Source organism: Shewanella sedimentimangrovi (assembly GCF_017354965.1).
GTDB lineage: Bacteria > Pseudomonadota > Gammaproteobacteria > Enterobacterales > Shewanellaceae > Shewanella > Shewanella cyperi.
Genome location: NZ_CP071502.1, coordinates 1,469,735 through 1,483,810 on the forward strand (window position 1 = coordinate 1,469,735; position 14,076 = coordinate 1,483,810).

The window sequence follows — 14,076 nt, forward strand, 5'->3', positions numbered from 1 at the left end:
TTAACTAAGCTTAACTATGCGATCCCTTCCCGGGGTCGCCCATTCATGGAATATATCGGCTATGTAGTCCTCAAGTTCGGCCTCATTGATGCCGGCGGGAATACGGATATCCTCGGCCTTGCGCTTTACACCGCCCGTGCCGCAGTAGCAGGCCCGCCACTCATCGCCGATTCGGGTCACTTCGAGGATTTTTTTGCCAAAGATGTCAAATTTCATAGTGCTGGCCCTGCGTTGTTAGCTTGTTCTAATGCTGGCTAGAAAACATTGAAGATAACCTCAGGCTTTGGGATAGAAGATATCAGCAAGTTCAAATATTTGGCTAATAGCGAGCAGTATACCGATAATGATAAAGACAGTAGGAGAGGCAAAGTTCACTGTTACGGCACGCACTTGTCTTAGCCTATAGCCATGGAAAATGAAACCTACGGAAATGCACAACACCATAAAGTGAAGGATTAAATCGGCCATGGTATTTGCCGCCATCATGTACTCCATATTGTAAACCAATTCAGCAGAATACCGGAAAAATGCAAGTAGGGACATGGGGCAATGATGCCCAGCCCAGCCCAGCCCAGCTAAGCCAAGACCGGCACGTTGGCTTGGTGGATTGCAGGGCTATTTCACCATATCTATGCACATTACCGCCGCCAATATCAGCTGCCTTTCTGTATCCGCATTATGCCAATCTCAGCCCATATTTAACACAATCAAGCTGCCTGCCACTGTGCCAGGTAAAGTCGGGGATGAATTCAATTTGGGTAAAGTGGTTTTTCAGCAGCACCCGTGACGAAGCAGGATTATTTTCAAGCACGTAGGCGTACAGTTGCTTGAGCCCCAGGGGACCGGCCGCAAGCCTGGCCAACTCTGCCACGCACAGTGATGCCACGCCCTTGCCTGTGTGGGCCGCCGCAACCCGGTAACCCAGTTCCCCGCTGTGGCGCTTGTCGTCCAGCTCCTTGAGATTGGCGCGGGCGATAATGGACTGCCCGTCGAGCAACACCAGCGAACGGGCGCGCTTGAGTTCATGGGCCGATAACTGCGCGTCGATATGCCGGGCAATGCCCTGCTCACTGAGAAAGCCCACCGGCCTTGGGGCTATCAGGGTTTCAAAATAATCGCGGTTTTCCAGCTCGAACCGCAGCAGGGCACAGGCGTGTTTGGGGCTTAACAATTCAAAGGTCATGCCTGAGCTCATTGATCTTTCAGGCCTGCCTTATAGGCCCGGATATCTGGCAGTATCGCCTGATACCGCGCCTGGCTCTCGGGCGGCCAGTACTGTTTGCGGTCATAGTATTCGCTGACCGTGGGCGCGTCGTCCGCAAGCTGCAGCCAGGGCTGTTTGGAGGCGGTGAAAATATGTATGTCCGGTGGCAGTAAATCCGGATTGTCTAAAGTGCCTACCCGCACAAAGCGCATAATGGGGCCCGAGCCGGCGTAACTGCTCCACAGCGCCACCAGGCACTTGGGGCAGCGGGCGATCAGCTGTCCCTTGCCGCTGGCAGAGGGGGTATTGATGATGACAGCTTCGCCGGACAGCAGGCTTACTCGGTCGGCCTCTATCATGGCATTGAGGGCGAAAGAGGCGCCGGTTTCCCGCTGACACCAGCGGCAATGGCAGCAGTGTACAAACAAGGGGTGAGTCTCAAGGCGATAGCGAACCTGGCCGCAGTCGCAGCCTCCCTCGGCCGGAAAATGTGCTGATGTATTCATGGTTAACAATCCTCCCGTTCAAGCCTGTTCAGGTGTTGCCTTCGCTGGTTGATCCCATTAAAGAGACGCTGACCCAGTATAGAGATGCTCAGCCCAAAAAGGATCAGGCTGCTGCCGGTCATTTCCAAGCCGGTCAAACGTTCATCCAGCAGCAGACCTGAGCCCAGCATGCCGACCACCGGGATTAACAGTGCAAAGGGGGTTACAGTTGCCGCGGAGTGATTGCGCAGCAGCCAACCCCAAAGGGCAAAGGCAATAAGCGTCGACACATAGCCCACATAGGCCAGAGATATCCAGGTTTTTGCCGTGGTGGCCGCCAGCAGCGTGAGGGGATGCTGGGTTTCAAACAGGTAGGACAGCACAAACAAGGGCAGGGGCGGGATCAGGCTGACCCAAACCATGAAATGCAGCAGGTTAACCTGGCCCATGCGCTTCATGATGAGATTGGATACGGCCCAGAACAAGGCGGCACAGAGTATCATCGATACGCCTACTATGGTGGCGTTGCCCTGGCTATTGAGGAAAAACAGGCAAAATCCCGCCGCGGCCAGCAGCATACCCAGGGCCTGAAAACGGCTGATGGCCTCTTTCCAGAGTAAGACGCTGAGCAATATGGTGAAAATGACCTGGGCCTGCAACAGCAAGGAAGCGATCCCCGCCGACACATCGGCCTTCATGGCCACAAACAACAATCCGAATTTCAGCACCCCAAGGAAGAGTCCAACACCGACAATATTCCAGGCCGAGGTCTTGGGAAAGGGCACAAAGAACACCGCCGGCAGGGCGACTATCAGGAATCGCAGTCCGGAGAACATTATGGGCGGCAGTTCTTCCAGGCCAAATTTAATGACCGAGAAGTTCACCCCCCAGATAAACACCACCAGAAGGGCACAGCCCAGGCTTTTAACATCCATATCAGGTCAGTTTCCTTGTTGGTTTAATCCTTGTATTGCGCGAGAGCTGCGCCGGCTCCAGCGCCTTAACGCTCATCACTATCTATGGGCGATTGTGCTTGAATTATTCGGCTCGGCATCACAGCCAATATAAAGTAGCTTCGATCGTGTTATGTCATGATCCGGTGCTGATGGTCATGCTGATTTCGGCAACGGATTCACCATCTATGCGGTAATAGTCTTCCGTGCGCCCTATGATGTTGAAACCGCACTTCAGATACAGACTCTGGGCCGGCAAGTTGGAGGCCAGCACATTCAAATCCAGCCACTCAATGCCGGGTTTTGCCTGGCAATAGGCCAGCACTGTGTTGACCAACCTTTGCCCCAGCCCCAGTTTGCGACAGCTGCTGTCCACCCCCATCCCCATCAGTACCCGGTGAAACGAATGCTCGCCGCCGTGATGGCGTAAATCTATGTGTCCTTTGACCCGACCCTGTTCATCCATGACCAACCACAGCTTGCGCCAGGTTGGCTGTCCGGGTTCTGCGTCAAACCCCTTGCTGAACTTGTCTCGGGTTTGCTCGCCGACGGTGTTTTGGGTCCTGGAGAGCGGCTGGAACAGTGGGCCTTCACCAACACCGTTTTCCGCCAACTGGCGCTCAAGGTAGGTAAAGAAGGCGCTTAGGTCGGTTCGTTCAGCTTCGATTATTTTCATCTGGTATCTCTTAGCCTGTATTTCTTGCGAGTGATTCAATTATTACTCTTGGTGTGAATTCCTCTGTGCCGAAGGAGGTGCTGGGGGGGCAGGTGCAATCTCGGCCAGCTCAGTGAGCATATACATTTTAGAATTGCCACAAAATGACATGACTGACCTGTCTTTGGTGGTTGTATCATAGTACAAGGTTATTCTTACATTGTTTAAATACTTGTCGGCGACAGTTAAATAGGAATAGTAATATTCGCCCTCGTACTCATAGTCCTCATGTATATCCAAATAGACTAAAAACTCATTTCTCACTTCTGCCATGATGCCGCTTAAGAAGCTCTCACCCTTGTGTATGGGCGACAAAATCCTAAAGGATTTCAAATTGTCCTGTACTTCCTCGTCGAATGTCTCCTCGATGGCAAAAGGATGGAACTCCTTGGTTTTATCGCCACAGGCAGTGGCATCCAAGCTTAATACCAGTAATAGCAGTATAAATTTATACATATTCGTCCTTGATAGATTTAATAAGCCATTACTAATGCAATGATGACTTGTTGATAGACATAAACTGAATGTTCAACATCACAGATGATGAGTCTAAAAATATTGGCAGCTAACCAGCATCATTTAAAAGCCGCTCGCCATCAGTCTTTGTAATCGCGCTGGATGCCGAGACCGCTGGCCTTTTTATTCACCGTCTTGGGATAGCTCACCTCGGGGTTGATGGTTTTAATGGCCTGGTACATGTCGCTGATCCTATTGCCATAGTTCATCGAAATATGGAAAAAGCGCCCATCCCGCATCAGGATCCCGTGTTGCATCATGCCCTTGCCCGCATGGTTTGACGCCTGGCGGTTTTCAAATCCGGCAATCTCGGCAACGGCCACATCGAAGGACCAGGGGGCGTGGTCCGGATACCTGACGCTGAACCTTTCCCTGGTGATAATGGCCTCATATTCCGCAGGATGACGCAGGTGCCACCAGGCAATGAAAAACAGCAACACACTGGCAAGCGACAAGGCTATCAGCAGGGGCAGCCTGATATCCTCCGGCACCCTCTGCCCACTGAGCGATTCATAGGCAAACAGCCCCAGAATATACAGCCAGCAAAACAGCCCCATTCTGGTGAAGAGCTTGGCTCGTTGTTTTCTGGAGCGCTTAAAGTGATAAACGGGCAAATCATTCATGGACTTAATTCCGAATCTGGCCGAGCTGCTGTCAGCTGGTCCATTCAGGCCTGCTGCTTTTTCCAGTCATCTGTGAGTTGGCCGGCAAAGCCCCAGTCCTCTTCGGCGATTTCCTGGATGACCACATGGGTGTATTCAGGCTTTTTACCCAGCACCCGGGTTAAGGACTCTGTGATATCTTTCACCAATTCGGCCTTTTGTTCCCGGGTCGCGCCCTTGGTGATTTGTACGTTAACGTAGGGCATTCATTGCTCCTTGTTTCGTTTGTGTCCGCTTGGTTTTCAGCCTGAGCCGGCTCAATTTTGGGTTGAGGTCAGCAGCTTAATTCCAAATACGCCAAACAAGCTTGCTGCGAGTCGGGTAAGCCACTTTTTAACCGCCTGATTGGCTGAAATTTTGCGGCTCATGGAGCTGGAGGCCCAGGCGATAAAGTGACACCAAAGCATGCCATTGAAGTTAAACACCAGGCCGAGGAACAGAAACGCCAGTGGTTTGTTGTCGCTGGATGCTGAGATAAATTGCGGCATAAACGACAGAAAGAACAGCGCGACCTTGGGATTGAACAGGTTGGTCACAACCCCTTGAATATAGATGCTCTTCAGTGACGACTTTTCGGTTTTTGGCCCCTGAAGTTCAATCGTCTGTTTACTTCCTCTGAACATGCTTATCGCCATGTAAATCAAATAGGCGCCACCGAGAATTTTCACCAGGGTAAAGGCGGTGGCCGAGGTGGCGAGAATCGCAGACAGCCCAAATGCGGCTGCCACTATGTGGATTAAGGTTCCAGTGCCAATCCCCAGCGCTGCTGCCGATCCCGCTTTAAAACCCTGAGTTGCGGCCCTTCCGGCAATCAGCAGGGAGTCGGGGCCGGGTATGATATTGAGCAGTATGCCCGATATGACAAACAGCCATAAATTTTCTGTACCAAACAATGCAGCAACTCCTCTGATTCAAGACTGCGCAGATCCCGGTGAAAAGCATGGTTCCCGCAGGTTTTGCTTCATTCCAGGCTGGCTATTTTGGATTCTGAATCAGCATCTTGGCAGAGAAGCTTGGTCCGGCGCAATGCCAAATTTGTAAGCGGAGTGTGTGTTCCCACTGGCGGCTGATTTCATCACTGAGTTTATCGACATATGGTGTGGTGACATTGGCTGCGGGTGTCAAAGGCACATCAGACAAACACCAGGTGGCGCGACAGTACAAACGACAGCAGTGGCATCACCAGCACTATCACCAGCAGTACCAGACGATATGGCAAGCCCAGATAGCCGTTCAGGCCAAATACCAGCAGCTGGTTCAGTAGCAGCCCCATAACTGCCAGCAGTAAAAATTTGGGCAGCTGGACGGCGTGACGACCATTGGACAGGAAGGTCCAGTGGTAATGCCCCGTGTAGGAAAACAGCACGGCGCAGCAGAAGGCCAACAGGTTGGCAATAAAGGGTGAAAGCAGCAGCACTTCGTTGAAGAGCAGGGCGCACAGTAGATGGATAAAGGTGGCGCCGCTGCCCACCAGGGCAAAGCGTCCCAGGCTTTTCAGGAGCGGCGGCCGGCTCATTTGGCGTTGGCCTTTTTTCGGGCCACCAGCAGTATGGACACCCCAAAAGGCAAATTGAGCCCCAGTCCCAACAGGCGTTTTTCCAGCAGCAATACCCCCAGCAGCAGGCGGTTGAGCCAGGGGGCGGGCATGCGGTCATCCGGGGCGCGGCTACCAAGCAAGCGTTTGAGCATTCTGACGCAAAAAATCAGTGGAAAGAGCAAGGTATTGAAGTGACTGCATCTTGTCACCTCAAAGCCCGTCGCCTGCAGCAGTTGCTTTAACTCCCCCGCGCTATAGCGGCGCTGGTGATGGTGCTGTTCGTCATGCTCGCTCCACAGTTGGGTGCAGGCGGGAACCGTCAGCAGCAGTTGACCGCCGGGCCTCAGCAATCGATGCAGTTGCCGCAGAGATTCGTCATCGTCCGGAATATGCTCAAGGACATCCAGGGCGACCACCAGATCCTGGCTGCCTTCGGCAAAGGGCACGTCATGGGGCAGACTGCCGGGGGTGAGTGTCACACCCCGGTTGCGCGCCACCAGCTCCCTGGCGCCCGCGTCCGGTTCCAGGGCCTGCACCTTGCCGAAGCGGGACAGCAGCGCCAGATTACCACCTGTGCCGGCTCCGACCTCGAGAATAGTTGCATCCGGGGCGAGTTGCAGGTGTTGCAGCTGCTGGGCAATGATCTGCCGCCGCCCCACAAACCACCAGTGGTGCTCTTCCTGTGCGGCCATTCTCAAATATACGTCTGCATCCATAATTATTTGTAAAAAATAGACTTAGTATCTGTGCTAGTATCCTTGAACTCCGGCAAACTTTCACTGGGCCATAGGCGCCAGGGTGCGTTTCCGGCAGATTGAATCACAGCATATACCAATAAAGTTGCGCCATGACAGAATCAAAGCAAGTGCCACCCAAATCCGCCGTCTCGCTCACAGAAGCGCCGCTCTCCCAGTCGCAAGCTGAGCCGCTGCTGTCTGTGATTGTGCCCTGCTTTAACGAAGAGCAAAATATTCAGCCCCTGTACCAGCGGGTGGCCGGAATGTTTGAGCAGGCCGGTATTAGCTTTGAGCTGATTTTTATCAATGACGGCTCCAGCGATGACACCCTGGCGCAGATCCGTCGCCTGAGCCAGCAGGATGAACGGGTTCGCTTTGCCAGCTTCAGTCGCAATTTCGGTCACGAGGCCGCCAGCAGTTGCGGTTTTCGCCTGGCCCTGGGGCAGGCCGGGGTGATTTTGGATGCCGATCTGCAGGACCCGCCGGAGCTTATTCTGGAGATGATCGCACTTTGGCAGCAAGGTTTTGATGTGGTCTATGGCAGACGCAAAACCCGCATCGGTGAGGGGCGGCGTAAAAAAGTCTCTTCCTTCCTGTTTTACCGGCTGCTGAACCTGTTTTCCGATGTTCCCATTCCCACCGACGTGGGGGATTTCCGTCTGGTCAGCCGCACCGCCATGGATCATTTCAATGCCCTGCCGGAAAAGAACCGCTTCGTGCGCGGCATGTTCGCCTGGATAGGTTTTCGTCAGACGGCGCTGGAGTTTGAGCGCCAACCCAGGCAAGCGGGCAACAGCAAATACAACTGGACCCGCCTGTTGTTGCTGGCCTTTGATGCGCTCACGTCCTTCAGCGTGGCACCGCTGCGGCTGTGCATGGCCTTTGGCGCCCTTGTCACCGCCCTGAGTTTTCTGGCCGCCGCTGTCATTATCATCCAGAAACTCTTCTTTAATCTGGATGTGCCGGGTTACGCCTTTGCCACCTCGGGGATGTTTCTGCTGGGGGGGATCCAGCTGCTGTTTCTCGGCGTGCTGGGTGAATACATAGGTAAAATCTACACCCAGGTACAGGACAGGCCCATCTACATAGTCGAAGAGCGAAGCGACAAGCTGGAACAGCAGAGCGACAAGGTCCAAAAGCAAAGCGATAAGCTGGAATCCCAGAGCGACAGGTAACGCCCGGGTTGACGGGCGACCGCAGCTCTTAAAATAAGGCCATCGCCATCGCCATCGCCATCGCCATCGTAACGTGCCTAGCGGCCGGCGTTGGCCCGCTGCAGGTAACGCCGTGCCGCGGCCGAAATTTCCTCCGGCACCTGCGCCGGGTTCTGGCGCAATATGGCTTGTGCTGCCCATTGGGCTTGCTGCGGCCGGTTCAGGCTTTGACTGAGCATAAACAGGTTGTAGAGGGCATCCAGGTGTTCGGGCTTGTCCTGCAATGCGCTCAGATAGGCATCGCTCGCTTCCGGCAGGCGCTGCAGGGCCCACAGGCAGTTTGCGGCACCTGTCCAGCCCAGATAGGCGAAGCCCGGTAGCCCGGCCAGCTCGCGGTAATATTTCAGACTTTGGCCATAGTTCTGTTGCTGGGCCAGGGCAAAAGCTATGGCCTCAAGGCTGCCGGCCAGGGCTGCCGGCTCCTGTGACCTTGTCTGTACCGCATCCCTTGCCTTGTCATAATCCTCGATGGCCCCGGCCATATCCCCGGCATCAATCCGCGCCTGGACAAGGGTATTCCAATTGTCAGCGGAGGGATGGTATTTGAGCAGTACCCGGGCAAAGTCGGCCTGGGTGCGCCACCCCGGCAACTCGCGAAAATGGGTCACGCAGGCCAGTAACAGCAGCACGCTGGAAAACAGCAGCGCAGCGGGTTTGCCCCCGGGCGTTTTGGGCCTCAGCTGCCCCAGCAGCAGGCACAGGGCGAACAGCGGCAGATAAAGATAGCGCACCGCAAAGGCGCCCTTGCCGTGGAAGGCCAGCAGCAGGGGAATGCCGAGGGCGGCTATGATTAAGGCCAGATACGGCCGGGTCCTGGGTACCCGGATCAGACTCAGCAGCGCCGCCAGCCACAGCAGCAGTCCAAGCCCATAGTCCAGTGCTGTGCCGACACCCTGGGGCGGATGGTCGCGGGTCAGGGGCAAATCCCAGGGCCACAGCAGCACCCTGGCATAGGTGGCAGCATAATCCAGCATGCGCCACAGGCTGGACCATTGCCAAAGCCACAGGCTTTGCCCGCCGCTCAGCATGCCCTGCAATATGATTTGCCGCAGCAGCAGATAGCCCAGCGTCAGCAGGGCAAAAGCCCCTGCGGCCGCCCAGGGAAAGCGCCGCTGCACGGGCCTTTGCCACTCAAGCATAAGTAAAAACACCGGAAAGGCGATGGCTGCTTCCTTGGTGAACATGGCCAGCAGATAGCACAACAGCGACAGCAGCAGCCCGGGGAGGCTGCCGTGGCGATAGAAGTCATGGTAGCTCAGCATCGCCAGTGCCAGCCAGAGCACCAGCAGCAGATCCGTTGAGGCGGAAATCCAGGCCACGTTCTGACTGGCGACAGGATGCAGCAGGAACAGCAGCACCAGCCCCAGACGCCACAGATCATGGTGGTTCCCCACGCGTCCCAGCAGCAGGTACAGCAGGCAGCCGTTGAGACCATGAAGCAAGAGGTTGGACAGGTGCCAGCCAAAGGGCGCTTCCCCGGCTACCTGATACATCAGCAGCTCCCATACCAGCCACAGGGGACGATACAGGCTGCCATCGGCATAGGCGATATTGCTGTGATTCCAGACGCCGGTGACAAAAAAATCCGGCAGTTTTGACCAGTGGCCAAGGTGGTCGCCGTTGCCGGGGATCATGGCAAGATCATCAAATACCAAGCCGGCATCGAGGGCGGGAAAATAAACCGCAAACACTGAGATAAACACTGCGGCGACCACCAGCCAGAGCGGCAGTCGCAAGTGGTCTTTGGCTATCTCCTGTTCACTGGTGATCACAGGCATGGCTTCCTATGCTGTTGCCCCGGTGACAAATGCCGGGCATTGAAAAACGCCAGTGTAACAAAGCGGCCGGGGAAAGGAGTTGATCTCAAAGACACTTGTTAAAAAAAAGCCCCGTCAAAGGCGGGGCTTGTGGCGGTGTCAGGCCAGGCGTCTGCGACCCATGGCCGCCAGTGCCAGCAACCCAAGGGCTGCCCAGCCCAGGCTGCCGCCTTTTTCTTCGACCTTATCCTTCTCGGTGGCGAGATAGTTCATCAGACCGCTCAACTCTTCCAGGGTACGGATTTCCTGCAGATTGACCATGTACTTGTCGTTAACGACAAAGCTCGGGACCGACTGCACCGCAAATTCCTGTTGCTGTTGGCGCCACAGTGCCAGTTTGGCATCGGCTTCCTTGCTGTCGGCCAGCTTGTCGTATTGGGCGCCATCTATGCCAAACCCGGCAAATACCGCTTTGATGTCGTCACGACTCTGGATTTGGGGTTCGTGGCTTTTAGCACTGTGGCCCTCGGCACTGTGGTCGTGGTGGCCCTGGGCGCCATCGGCACCCTGAATGGCATTGAACATGGCGCGGGCCATCTCGGTTTGCCGCTCGCTGGCGTGGATCACAGCCAGGGCGCGCATCACCTCTGTGCCTATGTCGCTGTTCATAAAGTCCACATGCTTGGTGTCAAAGCTTATGTCGCTCTTGAGTCCGGCCTTGATGGCGGGCAGATACTGCACTTCCATATTGAAGCAGTTGTGGCAGAAGAAAGAGAAAAACTCGGTCACCTTGGGCGTCTTGCTGGGGGCCTGGTCCGAGATTTGGATGTAGTGTTTGCCTTCGACAAAATCGCCGGCAAAACCAAAAAAGGGCAGGGCAATGAGGGCCGCGGCCAGGGTAAGACGTTTTTGCAAAGTAAGGTGTTTTGGCATAGATAGGCGCTTTTGCATAGTCGCTCCGAAGTCAGGCGAGTTTCAAACTGAGTCGAGAATGAAAACAGTGTGAAAGAGAAGGCTTAATTATCTCTGAATGGCGGGCGGAAAAAACGTCCGGGAGTGTGATCCACTCCCGGGTTCCCGCATTTAATCCCGGCTCAGGGGGCCGGAGAGGGGCTTATTGGCTGCTGACCTGGCGGCTGACATCGTGGTATTGCCACAGCACGTTGAGGATTTTCCATTCATCCTTGTCATTCTTGTACAGGTGTATATAGTCAATCCACTCATCCACCGTCAGCTTGACCGAGGCAACGCGCTGATCGACATCCAGAATGGCAATCTCGACCCTGGGCTTGGCCGGGAAGCGGTTGCCGTCCTTGTTATAGCTCTCGGCCACCTTCAGCATGGTGGCGTGATCCGTCTCCATAATAAACTCGCTGCCGTCTTTGGCTTTCCAGAAGGTGCGTTTCGCCAGCTTGGGATCCAGCCCCCGCGCCATCAGCTCAGGCTGGGCCTTGTGCTGTGACTCTATGTAATCCAGCACCGCCCGTTCAATTTGCTTGTTGTCGTTGGCAAAACTATGGAACGACGCACACAAGAGCAACGGCAGAAAAAGATAACGCAGCATGAAAATTCCTTTTCAATTCAAATTTTTAAAAATGGGAGTGGTTTATACCGCTCCCGGTTCGACTCAGCCTCGGCCCGAGTGACGCAGCCGGTTCAGTTCAGTGCCTGCAGCCGCTCAATAGCGGCTTGATATTGAGCGTAGGCAGGTTCGGCGGGTTGCAGTTGTGCCATGGCCTTTTGATACTGCCTGGCCGCCTCCGCGTACTTGCCCTGTTTGCCGTAAATTCCGGCCAAACCGGCCCAATATCTATGGTCGGTCAATCCCGCGTCCAGGGCTCGCTTGAACACCTGCTCCGCTCGCTCCAACTGGTTGTTTTCGGCAAAAAAGCTGCCGAACAAGCCGTACCAGGCATAGACCTTGAAAGTGCCAAGTTCGTTTTCAAGCTTTTGAAAAAATGCCCAGTTATTTTCCTGGGCGGCCCAGCGGAACATGCTGAATTTGGCCTGCTCACCCACCTCTTCACTCACTTGATAGCGCTGGCCACGCTGCCGGTAATAGTTTTTCACCGCAGCTATGCCGCCGAAATGGCTTATGTCGGCCACAGAATAGAAGGACAGATCCGGGTAATCGTTAAAGTGCCAGGCAAGGCCGTCGGTTAGGCTTTCCAGCGGCGTGGTTTGATGCTGGATAGGAGAGGCGAAGCGGTCAAGCAAAGCGTAATGCCAGTGAATATCGGCTGCCTTATTCTGCTCAAACAGGGCCGTCAGCTTCTGGTGGTCTTCAAGGGTATGTTCCTCCGTCCTGCCAAGGCTCAAGTAAAAATAGCTGCCGAGGCCGGGATGCTGTTCCAATACGCTCTGGGTTTGCGCCAGCGTGGCGTCGCTGTATCGCTGTATCGCTGTATCGCTGACCGCTGGCCAGCAGGTAGCCTTGCATCAGCGTGGGACGGGCATTGAACAGCTTGAGGCCGAAAATGGCGCCGTACTGCCAGCCGAAATACAGCCTGCGGTCATTGGTTTGGAAGTGTTGATCCACATAAGGGATCACCTGCCGCTCCAACAGTTCGATCATCTTCTCCGGCGTTTGTTCCAGCCAATCGTCCCGTAGCTTTGCCTCAATCAACTTTTCGGTATTAATCCCCACCACTATATAGTCGGGGCTGACATTGACCCCGTGGGTCAGGGACTTTTGAAAGCCCACAGCGTTGTAAAAATAGTGCTGGCCATCCATCACATACAGGGTGGGGTAAGTTCGGCCTGTATCGGATGTCTTTGGCGCGTAAATGTCGAGGGAAATCAGCTTATCCAGGGTCACATGCTGAATATCGCTCTGGTAGGTCACTTCCGCTGTTTGGGACTCAGCGGCGATGGCACTGGTGCCTGTGATGACAACGCCAATGACCATGACAGGCACCAGCGTGGATAGCATATTGAACAGTCTGTTTTTTAAACTCATTTCTCCTCCCTTGATGAATGGCTTTCCCGGGTTATTTGGCCGGAACAGATCCCGCCTTCTATTAGCTGCTTTGGCAGAACATGGCCTTAGCTCTTGGGCGCCTTTTTCAGTCCCATGCCCACGCTTGCCGGCGCCGTGAGCGCGAAACCGTATTGCTGGTAGAGGCGGTAAGCCTCACCATCCGCCAGCAAGCTGACATAGCCTGACTCGGGGACTTCGCGCTCTATATAGTCTGCAATCTCGGCCATGATCATCTTACCGAGGCCGCGCCCTTGATGTTCCGGCAACACGGCAATATCCACGACCTGATAAAAGGCGCCGCCATCACCGATAACCCGGCCCATGCCGACCGGGGTGCCATCGCAAAAAATCTGCACCGCAAACAGACTGTTGGGCAGACCGCGCTCGGCAGCCTCTATGGTCTTGGGGCTGAGCCCAGCGGTACTGCGGAGCTGGCGGTAGGTCTCAACCGAAGGAATAGTGTGAACTGAGGTGTAAGCCATGGCGTGTGCGGTCACGTTTTAAATCCTTTTTTGTGTTTGTCATCCCTGATGCCGCCGGCTCAGAAGCAACGATCTTTGCGTTGCGTTTAATGAGGGGCCAACTATGTGTTTGATTAAGGTCTTTAATTAGCAAGTCATAATATTGACTGGTGATTAAATCACCAGCGAAACAATGTAACAAATGATGCAGGGATAGGTGGTGAATCGCGGGTATGGATAATGGCGTTGGGAACGTACTGAGTGGAAGCCACAGTTACTTGTCAGTTATATCTTTACACAAGTGCCGAGTTCATCAAGTTCATGATCTTTGGTAACGAACTTAGATTTTGTGAGTTCAATTATGTCTGAAATAAATGTTTCTCCCTCAAAGGATAGCGCTTGAAGCATTTCTTCAGACTTCGTTAACTCTGGAATGGCGGCATCCAGTATTTCAGTTAACTCTGCTTTTTCAATTAAAAGATCCCCTTGAATTTTCCAGGGGCCAGTGTGTGCAACTTTGATCCATACTTGTGCTTCCATACCGCGTAATTTGTATAGATGAATATCGGTAGAAGTTCCATCTGCCCTGTACTCAACAGTATGAGTGACATCAAATATGTCAGCGTCTTCTTCTCCAATAGTAAAAGAATCACATTTCCAGTTTCCAACTACCAACTCTTCTTTTGAAGTGCTATGGCTATCAAATGGAAGTAGAACTAACAGTATTAAAATCAATCGCATAACTATCCTTGTTTGTTAACGCGGCGTTTAGGGACTAAGAGTCGGTTAAATCAACTTGCCGCATACGATATGCACCACAAAAATTACTGCATAGCAATATGTCATGCGGCACGA

General features: G+C 54.0%; 20 protein-coding genes. 1 reads left to right on the plus strand and 19 read right to left on the minus strand.

The window, feature by feature from the left end; genetic code table 11:
• The 12 genes from JYB85_RS06145 to JYB85_RS06200 all read right to left on the minus strand — a co-directional run bounded on the left by JYB85_RS06145 (position 1) and on the right by JYB85_RS06200 (position 6,788).
• The gene (locus JYB85_RS06145; protein ID WP_207381483.1) at positions 1 to 216 is read right to left on the minus strand and encodes a DUF7661 family protein; all 216 of its coding nucleotides are present in this window, start codon (positions 214 to 216) and stop codon (positions 1 to 3) included.
• Positions 217 to 276: 60 nt separating this feature from the next.
• Entirely contained in the window at positions 277 to 483 is a 207-nt protein-coding gene (locus JYB85_RS06150) for a hypothetical protein (RefSeq protein ID WP_207381484.1), read from the minus strand.
• Between the two features lie 193 nt (positions 484 to 676).
• Complete coding sequence (locus JYB85_RS06155; protein WP_207381485.1) at positions 677 to 1,183, minus strand: GNAT family N-acetyltransferase; 507 nt, start codon at positions 1,181 to 1,183, stop codon at positions 677 to 679.
• A gap of 8 nt (positions 1,184 to 1,191) precedes the next feature.
• Positions 1,192 to 1,710, minus strand: coding sequence for a GFA family protein (locus JYB85_RS06160; RefSeq protein ID WP_207381486.1), 519 nt, complete (start codon positions 1,708 to 1,710; stop codon positions 1,192 to 1,194).
• 2 nt (positions 1,711 to 1,712) lie between these two features.
• On the minus strand, positions 1,713 to 2,624 hold the full coding sequence (locus JYB85_RS06165; protein ID WP_207381487.1) for an EamA family transporter: 912 nt from the start codon (positions 2,622 to 2,624) through the stop codon (positions 1,713 to 1,715).
• A 154-nt stretch (positions 2,625 to 2,778) separates the two neighbouring features.
• Entirely contained in the window at positions 2,779 to 3,318 is a 540-nt protein-coding gene (locus tag JYB85_RS06170) for a GNAT family N-acetyltransferase (RefSeq protein ID WP_207381488.1), read from the minus strand.
• A 42-nt stretch (positions 3,319 to 3,360) separates the two neighbouring features.
• On the minus strand, positions 3,361 to 3,813 hold the full coding sequence (locus tag JYB85_RS06175; RefSeq protein ID WP_207381489.1) for a hypothetical protein: 453 nt from the start codon (positions 3,811 to 3,813) through the stop codon (positions 3,361 to 3,363).
• A gap of 140 nt (positions 3,814 to 3,953) precedes the next feature.
• Entirely contained in the window at positions 3,954 to 4,496 is a 543-nt protein-coding gene (locus tag JYB85_RS06180; protein WP_207381490.1) for a hypothetical protein, read from the minus strand.
• A 44-nt stretch (positions 4,497 to 4,540) separates the two neighbouring features.
• Positions 4,541 to 4,741 carry a tautomerase family protein gene (locus JYB85_RS06185; RefSeq protein WP_207322515.1) on the minus strand — a complete coding sequence of 67 codons (201 nt, stop codon included), beginning with the start codon at positions 4,739 to 4,741 and terminating at the stop codon, positions 4,541 to 4,543.
• A 51-nt stretch (positions 4,742 to 4,792) separates the two neighbouring features.
• Positions 4,793 to 5,428: a LysE family translocator gene (locus JYB85_RS06190; RefSeq protein ID WP_207381491.1), complete on the minus strand. Its 636-nt coding sequence runs from the start codon at positions 5,426 to 5,428 to the stop codon at positions 4,793 to 4,795.
• 239 nt (positions 5,429 to 5,667) lie between these two features.
• Positions 5,668 to 6,051 (minus strand): GtrA family protein, encoded by a 384-nt coding sequence (locus JYB85_RS06195; protein ID WP_207381492.1) that lies wholly within the window; start codon positions 6,049 to 6,051, stop codon positions 5,668 to 5,670.
• Positions 6,048 to 6,788 carry a class I SAM-dependent methyltransferase gene (locus JYB85_RS06200; RefSeq protein WP_207381493.1) on the minus strand — a complete coding sequence of 247 codons (741 nt, stop codon included), beginning with the start codon at positions 6,786 to 6,788 and terminating at the stop codon, positions 6,048 to 6,050. Before JYB85_RS06200 ends, JYB85_RS06195 begins: the two co-directional genes overlap by 4 nt.
• 131 nt (positions 6,789 to 6,919) lie before the next feature.
• On the opposite strand from JYB85_RS06200, the gene JYB85_RS06205 reads away from it, so the two are divergent.
• On the plus strand, positions 6,920 to 7,984 hold the full coding sequence (locus JYB85_RS06205) for a glycosyltransferase family 2 protein (protein WP_207381494.1): 1,065 nt from the start codon (positions 6,920 to 6,922) through the stop codon (positions 7,982 to 7,984).
• Between the two features lie 77 nt (positions 7,985 to 8,061).
• Here the strand turns inward: JYB85_RS06205 and JYB85_RS06210 are convergent, their stop codons facing one another.
• The 7 genes from JYB85_RS06210 to JYB85_RS06240 all read right to left on the minus strand — a co-directional run bounded on the left by JYB85_RS06210 (position 8,062) and on the right by JYB85_RS06240 (position 13,962).
• Positions 8,062 to 9,795 (minus strand): hypothetical protein, encoded by a 1,734-nt coding sequence (locus JYB85_RS06210; protein ID WP_207325818.1) that lies wholly within the window; start codon positions 9,793 to 9,795, stop codon positions 8,062 to 8,064.
• Between the two features lie 144 nt (positions 9,796 to 9,939).
• Positions 9,940 to 10,713, minus strand: coding sequence for a thiol:disulfide interchange protein DsbA/DsbL (locus JYB85_RS06215; RefSeq protein ID WP_207381495.1), 774 nt, complete (start codon positions 10,711 to 10,713; stop codon positions 9,940 to 9,942).
• Between the two features lie 181 nt (positions 10,714 to 10,894).
• The gene (locus tag JYB85_RS06220) at positions 10,895 to 11,344 is read right to left on the minus strand and encodes a nuclear transport factor 2 family protein (RefSeq protein ID WP_207381496.1); all 450 of its coding nucleotides are present in this window, start codon (positions 11,342 to 11,344) and stop codon (positions 10,895 to 10,897) included.
• A 92-nt stretch (positions 11,345 to 11,436) separates the two neighbouring features.
• Positions 11,437 to 12,135, minus strand: coding sequence for a tetratricopeptide repeat protein (locus JYB85_RS06225; protein ID WP_207381497.1), 699 nt, complete (start codon positions 12,133 to 12,135; stop codon positions 11,437 to 11,439).
• Positions 12,065 to 12,739, minus strand: a complete 675-nt coding sequence (locus JYB85_RS06230; RefSeq protein WP_207381498.1) for an alpha/beta hydrolase-fold protein — start codon at positions 12,737 to 12,739, stop codon at positions 12,065 to 12,067. Before JYB85_RS06230 ends, JYB85_RS06225 begins: the two co-directional genes overlap by 71 nt.
• Positions 12,740 to 12,825: 86 nt before the next feature.
• Positions 12,826 to 13,257 carry a GNAT family N-acetyltransferase gene (locus tag JYB85_RS06235; RefSeq protein ID WP_228730219.1) on the minus strand — a complete coding sequence of 144 codons (432 nt, stop codon included), beginning with the start codon at positions 13,255 to 13,257 and terminating at the stop codon, positions 12,826 to 12,828.
• 249 nt (positions 13,258 to 13,506) lie between these two features.
• Positions 13,507 to 13,962, minus strand: coding sequence for a hypothetical protein (locus tag JYB85_RS06240; RefSeq protein ID WP_207381499.1), 456 nt, complete (start codon positions 13,960 to 13,962; stop codon positions 13,507 to 13,509).
• Between the last annotated feature and the right edge of the window lie 114 nt (positions 13,963 to 14,076).

What these genes read in the sequence shown, in the direction of transcription:
- JYB85_RS06170 (WP_207381488.1), bottom strand. Translation starts at nt 3,318, where the DNA reads ATGAAAATAATCGAAGCTGAACGAACCGACCTAAGCGCCTTCTTTACC.
- JYB85_RS06205 (WP_207381494.1), top strand. Translation starts at nt 6,920, where the DNA reads ATGACAGAATCAAAGCAAGTGCCACCCAAATCCGCCGTCTCGCTCACA.
- JYB85_RS06230 (WP_207381498.1), bottom strand. Translation starts at nt 12,739, where the DNA reads ATGAGTTTAAAAAACAGACTGTTCAATATGCTATCCACGCTGGTGCCT.
- JYB85_RS06240 (WP_207381499.1), bottom strand. Translation starts at nt 13,962, where the DNA reads ATGCGATTGATTTTAATACTGTTAGTTCTACTTCCATTTGATAGCCAT.
- JYB85_RS06195 (WP_207381492.1), bottom strand. Translation starts at nt 6,051, where the DNA reads ATGAGCCGGCCGCCGCTCCTGAAAAGCCTGGGACGCTTTGCCCTGGTG.
- JYB85_RS06215 (WP_207381495.1), bottom strand. Translation starts at nt 10,713, where the DNA reads ATGCCAAAACACCTTACTTTGCAAAAACGTCTTACCCTGGCCGCGGCC.
- JYB85_RS06175 (WP_207381489.1), bottom strand. Translation starts at nt 3,813, where the DNA reads ATGTATAAATTTATACTGCTATTACTGGTATTAAGCTTGGATGCCACT.
- JYB85_RS06165 (WP_207381487.1), bottom strand. Translation starts at nt 2,624, where the DNA reads ATGGATGTTAAAAGCCTGGGCTGTGCCCTTCTGGTGGTGTTTATCTGG.
- JYB85_RS06200 (WP_207381493.1), bottom strand. Translation starts at nt 6,788, where the DNA reads ATGGATGCAGACGTATATTTGAGAATGGCCGCACAGGAAGAGCACCAC.
- JYB85_RS06160 (WP_207381486.1), bottom strand. Translation starts at nt 1,710, where the DNA reads ATGAATACATCAGCACATTTTCCGGCCGAGGGAGGCTGCGACTGCGGC.
- JYB85_RS06150 (WP_207381484.1), bottom strand. Translation starts at nt 483, where the DNA reads ATGGCGGCAAATACCATGGCCGATTTAATCCTTCACTTTATGGTGTTG.
- JYB85_RS06155 (WP_207381485.1), bottom strand. Translation starts at nt 1,183, where the DNA reads ATGACCTTTGAATTGTTAAGCCCCAAACACGCCTGTGCCCTGCTGCGG.
- JYB85_RS06180 (WP_207381490.1), bottom strand. Translation starts at nt 4,496, where the DNA reads ATGAATGATTTGCCCGTTTATCACTTTAAGCGCTCCAGAAAACAACGA.
- JYB85_RS06145 (WP_207381483.1), bottom strand. Translation starts at nt 216, where the DNA reads ATGAAATTTGACATCTTTGGCAAAAAAATCCTCGAAGTGACCCGAATC.
- JYB85_RS06185 (WP_207322515.1), bottom strand. Translation starts at nt 4,741, where the DNA reads ATGCCCTACGTTAACGTACAAATCACCAAGGGCGCGACCCGGGAACAA.
- JYB85_RS06220 (WP_207381496.1), bottom strand. Translation starts at nt 11,344, where the DNA reads ATGCTGCGTTATCTTTTTCTGCCGTTGCTCTTGTGTGCGTCGTTCCAT.